Annotated in this window: 12 protein-coding genes; 1 reads left to right on the top strand and 11 read right to left on the bottom strand. The window is 70.2% G+C overall.

Annotated elements, in window-relative coordinates:
* Positions 1-76: 76 nt before the first annotated feature.
* The 5 genes from ACIBJH_RS14090 to ACIBJH_RS14070 form a co-directional block, all read right to left on the bottom strand.
* A complete protein-coding gene (locus tag ACIBJH_RS14090; protein ID WP_399117106.1) occupies positions 77-262 on the bottom strand; it encodes a hypothetical protein in 186 nt (61 codons plus the stop codon).
* A 198-nt stretch (positions 263-460) separates the two neighbouring features.
* Entirely contained in the window at positions 461-1,105 is a 645-nt protein-coding gene (locus ACIBJH_RS14085) for a hypothetical protein (protein WP_399117105.1), read from the bottom strand.
* A 50-nt stretch (positions 1,106-1,155) separates the two neighbouring features.
* Entirely contained in the window at positions 1,156-1,716 is a 561-nt protein-coding gene (locus ACIBJH_RS14080; protein ID WP_399117104.1) for a GNAT family N-acetyltransferase, read from the bottom strand.
* Positions 1,694-3,937, bottom strand: a complete 2,244-nt coding sequence (locus ACIBJH_RS14075; protein WP_399117103.1) for an MMPL family transporter — start codon at positions 3,935-3,937, stop codon at positions 1,694-1,696. The genes ACIBJH_RS14080 and ACIBJH_RS14075 overlap by 23 nt, the downstream gene beginning before the upstream one ends.
* Positions 3,938-4,143: 206 nt before the next feature.
* On the bottom strand, positions 4,144-4,446 hold the full coding sequence (locus tag ACIBJH_RS14070; protein WP_399117102.1) for a hypothetical protein: 303 nt from the start codon (positions 4,444-4,446) through the stop codon (positions 4,144-4,146).
* Positions 4,447-4,563: 117 nt separating this feature from the next.
* Here ACIBJH_RS14070 and ACIBJH_RS14065 point away from each other — a divergent pair, with 117 nt between their 5' ends.
* Positions 4,564-5,346 (top strand): SAM-dependent methyltransferase, encoded by a 783-nt coding sequence (locus ACIBJH_RS14065; RefSeq protein WP_399117101.1) that lies wholly within the window; start codon positions 4,564-4,566, stop codon positions 5,344-5,346.
* 53 nt (positions 5,347-5,399) lie between these two features.
* Here ACIBJH_RS14065 and gatB read toward each other — a convergent pair whose 3' ends face one another.
* The 6 genes from gatB to ligA form a co-directional block, all read right to left on the bottom strand.
* The gene (gene gatB, locus ACIBJH_RS14060; RefSeq protein WP_399117100.1) at positions 5,400-6,914 is read right to left on the bottom strand and encodes an Asp-tRNA(Asn)/Glu-tRNA(Gln) amidotransferase subunit GatB; all 1,515 of its coding nucleotides are present in this window, start codon (positions 6,912-6,914) and stop codon (positions 5,400-5,402) included.
* Positions 6,915-6,929: 15 nt separating this feature from the next.
* Positions 6,930-7,172, bottom strand: a complete 243-nt coding sequence (locus ACIBJH_RS14055; RefSeq protein ID WP_355920893.1) for a hypothetical protein — start codon at positions 7,170-7,172, stop codon at positions 6,930-6,932.
* Positions 7,169-8,671 (bottom strand): Asp-tRNA(Asn)/Glu-tRNA(Gln) amidotransferase subunit GatA, encoded by a 1,503-nt coding sequence (gatA, locus tag ACIBJH_RS14050; protein ID WP_262059029.1) that lies wholly within the window; start codon positions 8,669-8,671, stop codon positions 7,169-7,171. Before gatA ends, ACIBJH_RS14055 begins: the two co-directional genes overlap by 4 nt.
* Positions 8,672-8,676: 5 nt before the next feature.
* The gene (gene gatC / locus ACIBJH_RS14045; protein ID WP_007384860.1) at positions 8,677-8,973 is read right to left on the bottom strand and encodes an Asp-tRNA(Asn)/Glu-tRNA(Gln) amidotransferase subunit GatC; all 297 of its coding nucleotides are present in this window, start codon (positions 8,971-8,973) and stop codon (positions 8,677-8,679) included.
* 292 nt (positions 8,974-9,265) lie between these two features.
* Positions 9,266-11,527 carry a putative bifunctional diguanylate cyclase/phosphodiesterase gene (locus ACIBJH_RS14040; RefSeq protein ID WP_399117099.1) on the bottom strand — a complete coding sequence of 754 codons (2,262 nt, stop codon included), beginning with the start codon at positions 11,525-11,527 and terminating at the stop codon, positions 9,266-9,268.
* A 270-nt stretch (positions 11,528-11,797) separates the two neighbouring features.
* Positions 11,798-13,990 carry an NAD-dependent DNA ligase LigA gene (ligA, locus tag ACIBJH_RS14035; RefSeq protein ID WP_399117098.1) on the bottom strand — a complete coding sequence of 731 codons (2,193 nt, stop codon included), beginning with the start codon at positions 13,988-13,990 and terminating at the stop codon, positions 11,798-11,800.
* Positions 13,991-13,998 lie beyond the last annotated feature (8 nt).

Here is a 13,998-nt window from a genome sequence, read left to right as displayed (position 1 = left end):
AGGGCGAGCGCGGGCAGGAGCGTCCCGCCGGTCTGCCGGGCGGGCGCGGTACGGCCGCCCTCCCGCGCCCGGCCGGTCACGAGGCGCGGGCGAACAGGTGCCTGCGCGGGCGTTCGGTATGCACCTCGCTCTCGGCGGCCTGCCTGGCCTGCTCGCGGCGGGCGGCGCGGCGGCCGCGGACGGCCTCGCGGACCAGCCGCTCGTTGGCGGCCTGCCGGCGGAGTTCGGCGGAACGGAGCTGGTGGATCTCGTACTCGTACATTCTCAAGTCCCTTGGTGGAGGCGGTTTTTCGGCTTCGCTCTCTGCGATGCCTCAACCTTCGTCTCCAAGGGGGGTCCGCCACATCGGGAGAGTTCCGCATCTTGCGGGGCCGGGCGGGCCTTAGACGTGCGTAAGGGGCCTCAGGTCCTCCGTAAGGTGCTTACGGAGGACCTAAGACCCCTGATGAACTGCGGTGACTCAGCTCGCGGACGGCAGGCTGAGCAGGACGTCGGTGTACTTCAGGACGGCCAGGAGCAGGCCTACGACGCCAAGGGCTACGCCCGCCCAGGAGACCGACTTGATCCAGGTGGCCTGCGGCTTGCCGGGGGTACCGAAGGCGGGCCGGACCAGGGCGCCGACGCCGACGAACAGGCCCACCAGGGCGAAGATGCCGGCCCACAGCGCGGTGGTGTGCCACGCGTCGCCGTAGACCTCCTTGATCTGCGTCGCGACGCTCGCGGTGGAGGCGGTGTGGAGCTGGCCGACGAGGGTCTCACGGGCGGCGGCGACGGAGCCGATCCAGCCGCCGGAGAGCGAGATGAAGCCGAGCGCGGCGGAGACCACGGCGGCGGCACCCTGGCCGACGCCGGAGGAGGCTTCCGGCTCCTCAAGCCCGAGCTTCGCGAGCTCGGCCGCGTACTCCTCCTCGGTGAGGTCGTCCTCGTCCTCGGAGGCCTCGGCCTCGGCGGCCTCCGCGTTGGCGGGCTCCTGCTCGGTCACTTCCTCGTCGGTCTTGGTGACATCGGTCTTCGTCACATCGGTCTTGGTGACGTCGACGGTTTCCGCGTCGCTCTTCACCTCGGGGGCCTCGTTCGCGGCCTCGTCAACAGTCTTGGTACCCATGGTGCGCACGGTAGGGGTGGTTTCTGAGAAGTTCCTTAAAGATCGCTGTGTCAGGCACGCGCGCGTGCCTCGCGCCACTCGGGGGCGAGCACGGACCACACCTCGATGTCGTGCCGCACGCCCCCAAAGGGGTGCGACTGACGCAGGACCCCGTCCCTGGTCATGCCCATGCGGCGCGCAACATTCAGGCTCTTCTCATTGCCCGCGGCGGCATGCCACTCGACCCGGTGGACACCGCGCTGCTCGATCGCGAAGTCGATGAGGATCCGGATCGCGCGCGTGATCAACCCCCGCCCGGCGGCGGCGGGTTCCAGCCAGCAGCCGACCTCGCAGTTGCCCTGGTCGGCGTGGAAGTTCAGGAAGAGGACGCCGCCGACGAGCTTGCCGTCCAGCCAGATGCCGTGCAGGGACGCGCTGTCGGCGGCGCGCAGGTCGGCGTAGCGCTGGAGCATGGCCCGCGCGGACTCGACGTCGGTCTCCTTGGAGCCGAAGGAGATGTACTGGCCGATGAACTCCCGGCCGCGCTCCAGGTGGGCGAAGAACTCCTCTGCGTGCCACGGCTCCAGGGGACGCAGTTCGGCTCCGTCGTCACCCAGGGATATCGCGTACATCCTGCTCCCGCTCCTTCGCCAGTACGTCCGCCACCTCGGCGTCCGTCGCAGCGGCCAGCCTCTCATGGGCGGCGCGGCACTCGGGCGGCTCGATGCTGATGCGGGGCAGGACGCGGTCCAGGCGGCGGGGCAGCCACCAGTTGGCGCCGCCGAGCAGGTGCATGAGGGCCGGCACCAGGAGGGTACGCAGGACGAACGCGTCCAGGGCGACGGCGGAGGCGAGCGCGATGCCGAACATGGCGATCACGCGGTCGCCGCTGAGCACGAAGGCGAGGAAGACCGAGATCATGATGACGGCGGCCGAGTTGATGACCCGGCTGGTCTCGGCGAGGCCGACGCGGACGGCCCGGCGGTTGTCGCCGGTTTCCAGCCATTCCTCGTACATCCGGCTGACCAGGAAGACCTGGTAGTCCATGGAGAGCCCGAAGAGGACCGACACCATGATCACGGGGAGGAAGGGCTCGATGGGTCCGGCCCGGCCCAGGCCGAGGAACTCGCTCCCCCAGCCCCACTGGAAGATCGCGACGACGACTCCGAAGGCGGCGGCCACGGCGGCGACGTTCATCGCGGCGGCCTTGAGCGGGATGCCGACGGACCGGAAGGCGAGCAGAAGCAGCACACAGCCGAGCGAGATGACGACGCCGACGAACAGCGGGAGTTTGCCGATGATGACGGCGGCGAAGTCGTCGTAGCCGGCCGTGACGCCACCGACGTGGATGTCCAGCGAGGTCTCCGTCTCGGCCCGGGGCAGCACCTCGGTGCGGAGCCGCTCGACGAGGTCGCTGGTCCGCTGGGACTGCGGTGCCGAGTCCGGTACGACGCTGAAGTACCCGGTGGAGCCGCCGGCGTCGTAGGTCACCGGTGTCACGGCGGCGATGCCCTCGGTGGTGCGGAGGGTGGCGTCGAGGTTGTCGAGGGCGAGCCTGTCCTCGGCGCCGTCGATCTTCGTGACGAGGGTGAGGGGGCCGTTGACGCCGGGGCCGAAGCCGTGCGCAAGGAGGTCGTAGGCCTGCCGGGTGGTCGAGGTTTTCGGGTCGTTGCCCTGGTCGGAGGTGCCCAGGTGGAGGGAGAGCGTCGGCAGGGCGAGGACGGTGATGACGACCAGGGCGAGGGTGCCGAGGAGTTTGGGGTGGCGCTCGACGAACGCGGACCAGCGTGCGGCGAGGCCGGTGGGCAGCTCCGGCTGGGGTCCGTGCTCGGCGAGCCGGCGCCGTTCGCGGCGGCTGAGGGCGCGGGGGCCGATGAAGGAGAGCAGGGCCGGGAGGAGTGTGACGGAGGCCGCGACGGTGAGTATCACGGTCAACGAGGCTGCCACGGCGACCCCGTTGAGGAAGCCGAGCCGCAGGATCAGCATCCCCAGGAGGGCGATGCACACCGTGGCGCCCGCGAAGACGACCGCGCGTCCGGTGGTGACGACCGCGTTGGTGACCGCCTCCGTGACGGACAGTCCGCGTTTCAGCCCGCGCCGGTGCCGGGTCACGATGAACAGGGCGTAGTCGATGCCGACGCCGAGCCCGACCAGCATGCCGAGCATGGGCGCGAAGTCGGCGACCGTCATGGCGTGGCCGAGCAGCACGATCGCCGCGTACGCGGTGCCGACGCTCACCAGGGCGGTGCCGATGGGCAGCAGCGAGGCGGCGAGCGAGCCGAAGGCGAGGAACAGTACGAGCGCGGCGACGGCCACCCCGACGATCTCGGCGGTGTGCCCGCTCGACGACTCGGTGAGCCCGATGGCGCTGCCGCCCAGCTCGACCTGGAGCCCGTCGGTCTCGGCGGCCTTCGCGGCACGGACGACCGCCTGTGCCTCGGACTTGTCGATGTCCTCGGCCTGGTGCGCGAAGGTGACGGTGGCGTAGGCGGTCCGCCCGTCGGCGCTGATCCGGCCGGTGCCCTGCCCGTCGTACGGGCTGACCACGGAGGCGACTCCGGGCAGGCCGGAGATCTTGTCCAGGACACCGGTCATGGTCTGTTCGACGTCGGCGGCGCGGACGGAGCCGGGCGAGGTGCGCCAGACGACGGTGTCGCTGTCGCCGCTGAGGCCCGGAAACGCCTCCTTGAGCAGCTGAGTCGCACGGCCCGACTCGGTGCCGGGAGCCTCGTAGTCGTTCGAGTACGCCGAGCCGGTGACGGCGGCGGCAGCGGTGACCCCGCCGAACGCGAGGAGCCACAACAGGACGGCGGCGAGGCGGTGCCGAACACACCAGCGGGCAAGGGCTGCCACGAACGTGCTCCCGGGGATGGCGAATTGTGGATCTTTGACCGGGAAACATCGTCCGAAGGATGAACAGCCCGCAAAGAACGCGTGAGCAATACGCGGTCCACTCTCGCAGCCGAAAGTGATCGTTCATGACGTTCGAGGGCTTCAGCACCGGAGTGGGAGCCAGATCACAGGACAGTAACGGCGACTCTGTCACCCCGGCAGGCACCTCAGTCGAACTGGTCCCCCAGCGCCATCACCATCGCGCCGACGACCAGCAGCCACAACGCCCGTCTGGTACGGCCCCGGGAGCCGAGCACCGACGCGAGCGCGCACAGCGCGGCACCCACCGCATAGGCGGCCGGGACGAGCACCGGTTCGGAACCGGTGGCCCGGAGCGCCGCCGCGGCCACCCCGGCCAGCGTCAGCACGGCGCCGGTCAGGACCGCCGTCCAGCGGGCCCGCCGCGCGTCCAGTGCCAGGTCGTCGAAGTCGTCCGATTCGGACAACTCGGAATCTCCGCGTCCGTCCATGGCGGGCGAGCGTAGCGCCTCCGCCTGAGAAACCTGGTGCGCGGCCAACCGACGTCCTCCACAATCTCGTTGCTCTCCCACAGGAAGCTACGCAGAACCGGAGGAGCCCGTTCACCCATGGCCGACATCGGACTGACCGACCGCCTGACCCACCCCCGCTACCCGCGCAGCAACACCTACGACGTCCGCTGGACCATCGAGAACCAGATGGGCCCGCACGCCCTGTGGCTCCTGGAATGGCTGGCCCCGGCCCTCGGCCTCGACACGCTGCGCCCCGGCGCGCGCGTGCTCGACCTGGGCTGCGGACGCGCCATGACCTCCGTCTTCCTCGCCAAGGAGTACGACGTCCAGGTCACCGCCGCCGACCTGTGGGTGAAGCCCGACGAGAACGCCGTACGGATCGCCGAGGCGGGTGTCGCGGACCGCGTGCTGCCCCTGCATGTGGAGGCGCACGACCTGCCCTTCGCGGAGGGCACGTTCGACGCGATCGTGTCGATCGACGCGTACCAGTACTTCGGCACCGCAGACCTCTATCTGCCCACGCTGACACGGCTGTTGAAGCCGGGTGGCCGGATCGGCGTCGTCATGCCCGCGCTCCGGGAGGAACTGCCCGGCGACGAACCGCCGGAGCGCCTGAAGCCCTTCTGGGACCCCGGCTTCTGGGCCTTCCACTCCCCCGACTGGTGGCGCCGCCACTGGACGCGCGGCGGGACGGTGGAGGTCGAGGCCGCCGACTGGCAGCCCGACGGCTGGAAGGACTGGCTGCTGTGGAGCGAGGTGTGCGCCGAGGAGAGTCCCTACGACTGGATGGCGCGGATGGCTCGTGAGTCGGTGGAACTGGTGACGGCCGACCGGGGGCAACTCCTGGGCTTCGCCCGGATCGTGGGCCGCCGGGTGTAACGGGAACGGCCCCGGAGAGATCGGGTCTCCGGGGCCGTGCACGGCGTACTGGCTCAGCCTTCGCTGACGCCCAGCTGCTCCAGGATCAGTTCCTTGACGCGGGCCGCGTCGGCCTGGCCTCGGGTCGCCTTCATGACCGCGCCGACCAGGGCACCGGCCGCGGCCACCTTGCCGCCGCGGATCTTGTCGGCGATGCCCGGGTTGCCCGCGATGGCCTCCTGGACGGCGGTGGTGAGGGCGCCGTCGTCGGAGACGACCTTCAGACCGCGCTTCTCGACGACCTCGTCCGGGGTGCCCTCGCCGGCGAGAACGCCCTCGATGACCTGGCGGGCCAGCTTGTCGTTCAGCTCACCGGCGGTCACCAGGGCGGTGACCCGGGCGACCTGCTCCGGCGTGATGGCCAGCTCGTCGATCGAGGTGCCCGACTCGTTGGCGCTGCGCGCCAGTTCGCCCATCCACCACTTGCGGGCGGAGGCCGAGTCGGCACCGGCGTCGATCGTGGCGACGATCGGGTCCAGCGCACCGGCGTTGATGATGGACTGCATGTCGAAGGCCGAGATGGCCCACTCGGCCTGCAGCCGGTTGCGGCGGGCCAGCGGCAGCTCGGGCAGTCCGGTACGGATCTCCTCGACCCACTCGCGCGAGGGGGCCACCGGCACCAGGTCCGGCTCCGGGAAGTACCGGTAGTCCTCCGCCTCCTCCTTCACGCGGCCCGAGGTCGTCGACCCCGTGTCCTCGTGGAAGTGGCGGGTCTCCTGGATGATCGTGCCGCCGGAGTTCAGCACCGCGGCGTGGCGCTGGATCTCGTAACGGGCGGCACGCTCCACGGAACGCAGCGAGTTGACGTTCTTCGTCTCACTCCGCGTGCCGAACTTCTCGCGGCCGTGCGGACGCAGCGACAGGTTCACGTCGCAGCGCATCTGCCCCTGCTCCATGCGCGCCTCGGACACCCCGAGGGCCCGGATCAGCTCGCGCAGCTCGGCGACGTACGCCTTGGCGACCTCGGGAGCGCGCTCGCCCGCACCCTCGATCGGCTTGGTGACGATCTCGATGAGGGGGATGCCGGCGCGGTTGTAGTCGAGCAGCGAGTGCGAGGCGCCGTGGATACGGCCCGTCGCGCCACCGACGTGCAGCGACTTGCCGGTGTCCTCCTCCATGTGGGCGCGTTCGATCTGCACCCGGAAGGTCTCGCCGTCCTCCAGCTGCACGTCGAGGTAGCCGTTGAAGGCGATCGGCTCGTCGTACTGGGAGGTCTGGAAGTTCTTCGGCATGTCCGGATAGAAGTAGTTCTTCCGGGCGAAGCGGCACCACTCGGCGATCTCGCAGTTCAGCGCGAGGCCGATCTTGATCGCGGACTCGACGCCGATCGCGTTGACGACCGGGAGCGCGCCGGGCATGCCGAGGCAGGTCGGGCAGGTCTGCGAGTTGGGCTCGGCGCCCAGTTCGGTCGAACAGCCGCAGAACATCTTGGTCTTGGTGCCGAGTTCGACATGGACCTCAAGGCCCATGACGGGGTCGTACGACGCGAGAGCGTCCTCGTACGACTCCAGGTCGGTCGTGGTGGTCACGGTGAACTTTCCCTCTCAGCCCAGCAGGACGTCGTCGTCGCCCAGCCGCTTCAGCTCGCGGTACAGGATGGCGAGGCCGGTGACGATCGCGACGGCGGAGACCGTGGCGTCGATCAGACGGAGCGTGTCGTGCTCGGTGCGCGCCTTCTTGATCTGCTTGGCGACACCCAGCGCGCCGAACGCGGTGGTGGCCATCGACACATAGGTGCCGGACTTGGACTTCTTGAAGCCCTTGGCCTTCGACAGTGCGTTGCTCACAGCGACGGTGCCTCCTCAAGCAGCGGGTGCCCCCACTTTTCCACGAAGGCGGCCTCGACGGCGGCGCCGACCTTGTAAAGCCGGTCGTCCTTCAGCGCCGGGGCGATGATCTGCAGTCCGACCGGGAGACCGTCCTCCGGCGCGAGACCGCAGGGCAGCGACATGGCCGAGTTGCCCGCCAGGTTGGTCGGGATGGTGCACAGGTCCGCGAGGTACATCGCCATCGGGTCGTCGGCACGCTCACCGATCGGGAAGGCGGTGGTCGGCGTCGTCGGCGACACGATCACATCGACGCTCTCGAACGACTTCTCGAAGTCGCGGGTGATGAGCGTACGGACCTTCTGGGCGCTGCCGTAGTAAGCGTCGTAGTACCCAGAACTCAGCGCGTACGTCCCGAGCATGATCCGGCGCTTCACCTCGGGGCCGAAGCCCGCCTCACGGGTGAGGGAGGTGACCTCCTCGGCGGAGTGGGTGCCGTCGTCGCCGGTACGGAGGCCGTAGCGCAGGCCGTCGAAACGGGCGAGGTTGCTCGAACACTCGCTCGGCGCGATCAGGTAGTACGCCGACAGGGCGAGGTCGAAGGACGGGCAGTCCAACTCGACGATCTCCGCGCCGAGTTCCTTCAGTACGGCGACGGCCTCGTCGAAGCGCTGGATGACACCGGCCTGGTAGCCCTCACCGCGGAACTGCTTGACGACGCCGACGCGCATGCCCTGCACACTGCCGTTCCGCGCGGCCTCGACGACCGGCGGGACCGGGGCGTCGATCGACGTGGAGTCCAGCGGGTCGTGCCCGGCGATGACCTCGTGCAGCAGCGCCGCGTCCAGGACCGTACGGGCACACGGGCCACCCTGGTCGAGGGAGGAGGAGAACGCGACCATCCCATAGCGGGACACGGCCCCGTACGTCGGCTTGACGCCGACCGTGCCGGTGACGGCGGCCGGCTGACGGATGGAACCGCCGGTGTCGGTGCCGATGGCGAGCGGCGCCTGGAAGGAGGCGAGCGCGGCGGAGGAGCCACCGCCGGAGCCGCCGGGGATCTTGGTCAGGTCCCACGGGTTGCCGGTAGGCCCGTACGCACTGTTCTCGGTGCTGGACCCCATGGCGAACTCGTCCATGTTGGTCTTGCCGAGGATGACGACGTCGGCGGCCTTCAGCCGCTTGGTGACGGTCGCGTCGTACGGCGGGATCCAGCCCTCAAGGATCTTCGAACCGACGGTCGTCGGAATTCCCTCGGTGGTGAAGATGTCCTTGAGCGCGAGCGGAACGCCGGCGAGAGGACCCAACTCCTCGCCCCTGGCCCGCTTCGCGTCGACGGCACGGGCCTGCGCGAGGGCGCCCTCGCGGTCGACGTGCAGGAAGGCGTGCACCTTCGCGTCGACCTCCTCGATCCGGGCGAGGTGGGCCTCGGTGACCTCGACGGCCGTGAGGACGCCGGACGCGATGTTCGCGGCGGTCTCGGCGGCGGTGAGCCGGATGATGCTGCTGTGGTCCGTCATGGTGATTAGTCCTCCCCCAGGATCTGCGGCACCTTGAAACGCTGCTGCTCCTGGGCCGGGGCGCCGGAGAGCGCCTGCTCGGGGGTGAGCGAGGGACGGACCTCGTCCGCGCGCATGACGTTCGTCAGCGGCAGCGGGTGAGAGGTCGGCGGTACGTCTTGGTCGGCGACCTCGCTGACGCGGGCGACCGCGCCGATGATGTCGTCCAGCTGTCCCGCGAAGTGTTCGAGCTCTTCGGGCTTCAGCTCCAGACGCGCCAGCCGGGCGAGGTGGGCGACCTCCTCGCGCGTGATGCCAGGCATGCGGCGTTCCTCTGGGGTGAGTGCGTGTGGTTTGGGGCCAATCCTATGGGGCGGGGGGCCGTAGCCGTTAAACGGTTTCGACCGCCCACTTCTCAGCAGGCACGAGGCGGGCTGCCCAGGGGCACGGGGCTGTGTCGATCAGCGGCTCCGCCACGCGGGCGCACCCAGACCTGCCCACCATCCACTTCACAACAAGGGCTGCGTCGTCAGGGGCGCGGGGAACTGCGCGACCGGCCACGACGCACCCGCAGCCGCGAACCGGCAGAAGCCCCTCCCCCGTAGGCGCAGCCTTTCAGCCGAGCCGCCCCGGATCATCCGCAGCAGCCGCCGGCAAGGCAGCCCGCGGCCGCTGCCACCCCCGAGACCCCCGCGCCAGCAACCACGCCGTCATGTCCTCCGGAGGCATCGCCGCGGCGACAAGCCACCCCTGTACGGCGTCGCACCCCAGGTCCCGCAACCGCTCCCACGTCTCGTCGTCCTCGACGCCCTCCGCGACGACGAGCAGCCCGAGCGAGTGCGCGAGATCCACCGTGCACCGCACGATCTCCGCATCCTCCGTGTCCACAGCCAGCCGCGCCACGAACGACCGGTCGATCTTCAACTCGCTGACCGGCAGCCGCCGTAGATGCACCAGGGACGAGTACCCCGTGCCGAAGTCGTCGAGGGACATCTTGACGCCGTGGCCGGTCAGGCCGTTGAGCGTGTCGGCGGCGCGCTGCGGGTCCTCCAGGAGGACGTGTTCGGTTATCTCCAGCTGGAGCGACCCCGCCGGGACCCCGTGCCGGGCGAGTCGCGCGGCGACCGAGCCCGCGAATCCGGGGGTGTGCACATCGCGCGGGGAGACGTTCACCGCGACCGGCACGAACAGGCCCTGGGCCCGCCACCTGGCGACCTGGGCGAGGGCCGTGTCGAGGACGTACTCCGTCAGATGGGGCATCAGTCCGGACGACTCGGCGATCGCTATGAACTCGTCCGGCGGCACCTTCCCGCGCTCCGGATGCACCCACCGCACCAGCGCCTCAAGGCCGGCGACCTGGCCGTCGAAGCGGACCTTGGGCTGGTAGTGGACCTGCACCTCGTGCGCGTCGAGCGCCCGGCGCAGATCACCCAACAAGCCCAGCCGGTCGGGGGTGTTGGAGTCCCGCTTGGACTCGTAGACCTCTACGCCCGTACGGTCCCGCTTCGCCTGGTACATCGCGACGTCGGCCCGGCGCAGCATTCCCTCGGCGTCGAGGGCGTGGTCGGGGAAGACGGCGACGCCCGCACTGGCCTCCAGGACGAGGGTGAGCCCGTCGAGGTCGAGCGGGGAGCTGAGCGCGGCGACGAGGTTGCGGGCGACCCGGGTCGCGGACGTGGTCGAGTCGGCGACGGGCAGCAGTACGGCGAACTCGTCGCCGCCGAGCCGCGCGGCCTCCGCCCCGCGCGGCAGCGCCACCCGCAGCCGGTCGGCTATCTGCAACAGCAGCCGGTCACCGGCCAGATGACCGAGAGTGTCATTGACCGATCGAAAGCGGTCGAGGTCGATCAGCATGAGCGCGGCCTTGGCGCCGATGCGTTCGGCGTCGTCCAGAGCGGTCCAGATGCGCTCCAGGAGCCACTGCCGGTTGGGCAGCCCGGTCAGCGGGTCGCGCAGTTGCTCCTCGGCCCTGGCGCGGGCCATCCACAGGGTGGAGTCGAGGGCGATGAGCGGGATCGAGAAGAGGGGCAGCAGGACCGGCTGGGCGATCGCGACCACACAGATCAGCGGGGCGATGCCGAGCAGGGCGACCGCGACCAGTCCCTGTCTGAGCAGGGCGGTGCGGGCGACGGTGGGCAGTCCGCCGTGGCGCGGGGCGTGCAGATACCAGAGCAGGGTGCGGGTGACGGCCAGATAGGCGAGGGCGACCAGGATCACTTCGGGGGCGGTGTAGACCGTCCAGGTGTCCGGGTTCCAGGGCTTCTCGACGGACGGCACCCGGCCGAAGGCACCGAGGACGAGCGCTCCGGCGGCTATGCCGAGGATGTCGACCGCGCCGTGCAGCACGCCCTGGCGCCAGCGGTTGCGCCGGGCTATGCCGACCAGGACGACGACGGTGAGGCTGACCATGCCGGCGGCGACCCAGCCGTAGAGCAGCAGGACGCCGAGGGTGAGGGCGGCGCCCGAGCCGGTGCCGCCCCACCAGCGGGCGCGGCCGAGGGCGACCAGGTGGCCGACGATGATGCCGGTGAGGACGGCCAGCGACCAGCCGACGGTGCCGGACGGGAAGAGCGCGTGGTCGCCGGTGAACGCGCGGAAGAAGCCGGCGCCCAGGACGAAGCCGGCCGCGGCCACCACCGCCGTGGGCAGCGCGGGCCAGTGCAGGTGCCGTCCGCTTTCGCCGCCAGGCAGGGCGGAGGCGTGGGCGGCGGAGAGCGGTGCGTCGTGGCGCGCGTCCGGTGTGGAGTACTGTCCGGTGGCGCGCGGCTGGGTGCTGCCCGGACGCTCCACGGGGCGCGCTCCCCAACGGCTCCCCCGCCAGGCGCCGGTGAGCCGGCGCAGGAGTGAGTCCGGGGGGGCGCTCTCGGTCGGTTCCATTCCCGTCCCTCTCACAGCCGGCGGTGCCCACGCCACGCGGTCCGATGCCCGACTTCCATCACCGGTACCGCGTTTGGAAAACCCTTCCCCTTGCTCACCAAGAGCAGGGGGTTGCCCCAACCGCAGCTGGGCACGGCAGGTGCACACCTCAACAGTAGGCCGCAGAAGGCTTCCACGGGCAGCGGTCGTAGACGGTTGCCCGAATGCGACCCGGCCACCCGTATGCATCTGGTATGCGCCGATCGGGTGGCCTTCAACCGCTGCTCCTCGCTACTCCTCGGCCGGAAGCGCGACTTCGGCGGCCGCCTCGGGGCCCTGTTCCAGCAGAACGGTGAAGCCGTCCTCGTTCAGAACCGGCACCTTGACCTGCATCGCCTTGTCGTACTTGGAACCAGGATTGTCACCTACGACGACGAAAGACGTCTTCTTCGAAACAGAACCGGTCACTTTCGCTCCCCGGCTCTGCAGGGCGTCCTTCGCCCCGTCCCGCGTGAAGTGTTCGAGTGTGCCGGTCACGACGACGGTCAGCCCTTCGAGCGGACGCGGGCCCTCGTCCTCGCCGGAACCCTCTTCCTCCATCCGGACCCCGGCGGCCCGCCACTTGCGGAGGATCTCCTGGTGCCAGTCCTCGGCGAACCACTCCTTGAGGGAGGCGGCGATGATCGGGCCGACGCCGTCGGTGTTCGCCAACTCCTCCTCGGTGGCCTGCTCGATACGCTCGATCGAGCGGAACTCGCGGGCCAGCGCCTCGGCGGCGACCGGGCCGACATGACGGATCGACAGGCCGGTGAGAATGCGGGCGAGTGGGCTGTCCTTGGCCGCCGCGATGGTCTCCAGCATCGCCAGCGCGTTCTTCTTCGGCTCGCCCTGCTGGTTGGCGAAGACCGTCGCGATCTTCTCCTCGCCGGTCTTCGGGTCGCGCTTGGGCAGCCCGCTGTCCTGGTCGAGGACGTACGCCTTGATGGGCAGCAGCTGCTCGATGGTGAGGCCGAACAGGTCGCCCTCGTCCTTCAGCGGCGGCTCCGCCGGCTCCAGCGGCTTGGTGAGGGCCGCCGCCGACACATAGCCGAAGTGGTCGATGTCCAGCGCCTTGCGGCCCGCGAGGTAGAAAAGCCGCTCCCTCAACTGTGCAGGGCAGGTGCGGGCGTTGGGGCAGCGGAGGTCGATGTCGCCCTCCTTCATCGGCCGCAGCGGCGTCCCGCACTCGGGGCACTCGGCGGGCATCACGAACTCCCGCTCGCTGCCGTCGCGCAGATCGGCGACCGGACCGAGGATCTCCGGGATGACGTCACCGGCCTTGCGCAGCACCACCGTGTCGCCGATGAGGACGCCCTTGGCCTTGACGACCTCCTGGTTGTGCAGCGTCGCGAACTCGACCTCCGAGCCCGCCACCGTCACCGGCTCGACCTGGGCGTACGGCGTGACGCGGCCCGTACGGCCCACGCCCACGCGGATGTTGACGAGTTTGGTGTTGACCTCCTCGGGCGCGTACTTCCACGCGATCGCCCAGCGTGGGGCGCGGGAGGTGGAACCGAGCCGTCCCTGGAGGGGGATCTCGTCGAGCTTGACGACCACGCCGTCGATCTCGTGCGCGACGGAGTGCCGGTTCTCGCCGTAGTACGTGATGAACTCCCGTACACCGTCGAGGTCGTCGACCACCCTGTTGTGCGTGGACGTGGGCAGACCCCAGGTCTTCAGCAGGGCGTACGCCTCGGAGAGGCGGGTGAGGGGGTCGAAGCCCTCCAGGGCGCCGATGCCGTGCACGACCATGTGCAGGGGGCGGCCGGCGGTGACGCGCGGGTCCTTCTGGCGGAGTGAACCCGCCGCCGCGTTACGGGGGTTGGCGAAGGGCTTGTCGCCGGCCTCGACCAGCCGGGCGTTCAGCTCCTCGAACTTCTCCATCGGGAAGTAGACCTCGCCGCGGATCTCCACGAGGTCGGGCACGCGCTCGCCGGTGAGCCGGTCCGGGATCTCGGCGATCGTCCGGACGTTGGGCGTGATGTCCTCGCCCGTACGGCCGTCGCCGCGGGTCGCCGCGCGCGTGAGACGGCCGTGCTCATACGTCAGGTTGACGGCGAGGCCGTCGACCTTCAGCTCGCACAGGAAGTGGTGGTCGGAGGCGCCGACGTCCTTGTGGACGCGCTCGGCCCAGGCCGCCAGCTCCAGGTCGTCGAAGGCGTTGTCCAGGGAGAGCATGCGTGAGGGGTGGACGACGGAGGTGAACTCCGTCTCGTACGCCCCCGCGACCTTCTGGGTCGGGGAGTCGGGCGTGCGCAGCTCGGGATACTCCTCCTCCAACGCCGCCAGGGCGCGCAGGAGTTGGTCGAACTCCGCGTCGCTGACGACCGGGGCGTCGTTCACGTAGTACCGGAAGCGGTGCTCCTCGATCTGCTCAGCGAGGTGCGCGTGCTTCTCCCGTGCCTCTGCGGGCACCGTCGTCTCCGCCTGCCTGTCGCCGGCCACCGTGTTGT

The sequence above is a fragment of the Streptomyces sp. NPDC050548 genome (genome assembly GCF_044457385.1).
In the GTDB taxonomy this organism is placed as follows: Bacteria; Actinomycetota; Actinomycetes; order Streptomycetales; family Streptomycetaceae; genus Streptomyces.
The sequence above is the reverse complement of the archived record's forward strand: the minus strand, read 5'-3'. Positions and strand labels throughout refer to the sequence as shown.

Excerpts from the sequence above, each read along its gene's own strand:
- ACIBJH_RS14090 (WP_399117106.1), bottom strand. The coding sequence starts at position 262 with ATGTACGAGTACGAGATCCACCAGCTCCGTTCCGCCGAACTCCGCCGG.
- ACIBJH_RS14085 (WP_399117105.1), bottom strand. The coding sequence starts at position 1,105 with ATGGGTACCAAGACTGTTGACGAGGCCGCGAACGAGGCCCCCGAGGTG.
- ACIBJH_RS14080 (WP_399117104.1), bottom strand. The coding sequence starts at position 1,716 with ATGTACGCGATATCCCTGGGTGACGACGGAGCCGAACTGCGTCCCCTG.
- ACIBJH_RS14070 (WP_399117102.1), bottom strand. The coding sequence starts at position 4,446 with ATGGACGGACGCGGAGATTCCGAGTTGTCCGAATCGGACGACTTCGAC.
- ACIBJH_RS14065 (WP_399117101.1), top strand. The coding sequence starts at position 4,564 with ATGGCCGACATCGGACTGACCGACCGCCTGACCCACCCCCGCTACCCG.
- gatA (WP_262059029.1), bottom strand. The coding sequence starts at position 8,671 with ATGACGGACCACAGCAGCATCATCCGGCTCACCGCCGCCGAGACCGCC.
- gatC (WP_007384860.1), bottom strand. The coding sequence starts at position 8,973 with ATGCCTGGCATCACGCGCGAGGAGGTCGCCCACCTCGCCCGGCTGGCG.
- ACIBJH_RS14040 (WP_399117099.1), bottom strand. The coding sequence starts at position 11,527 with ATGGAACCGACCGAGAGCGCCCCCCCGGACTCACTCCTGCGCCGGCTC.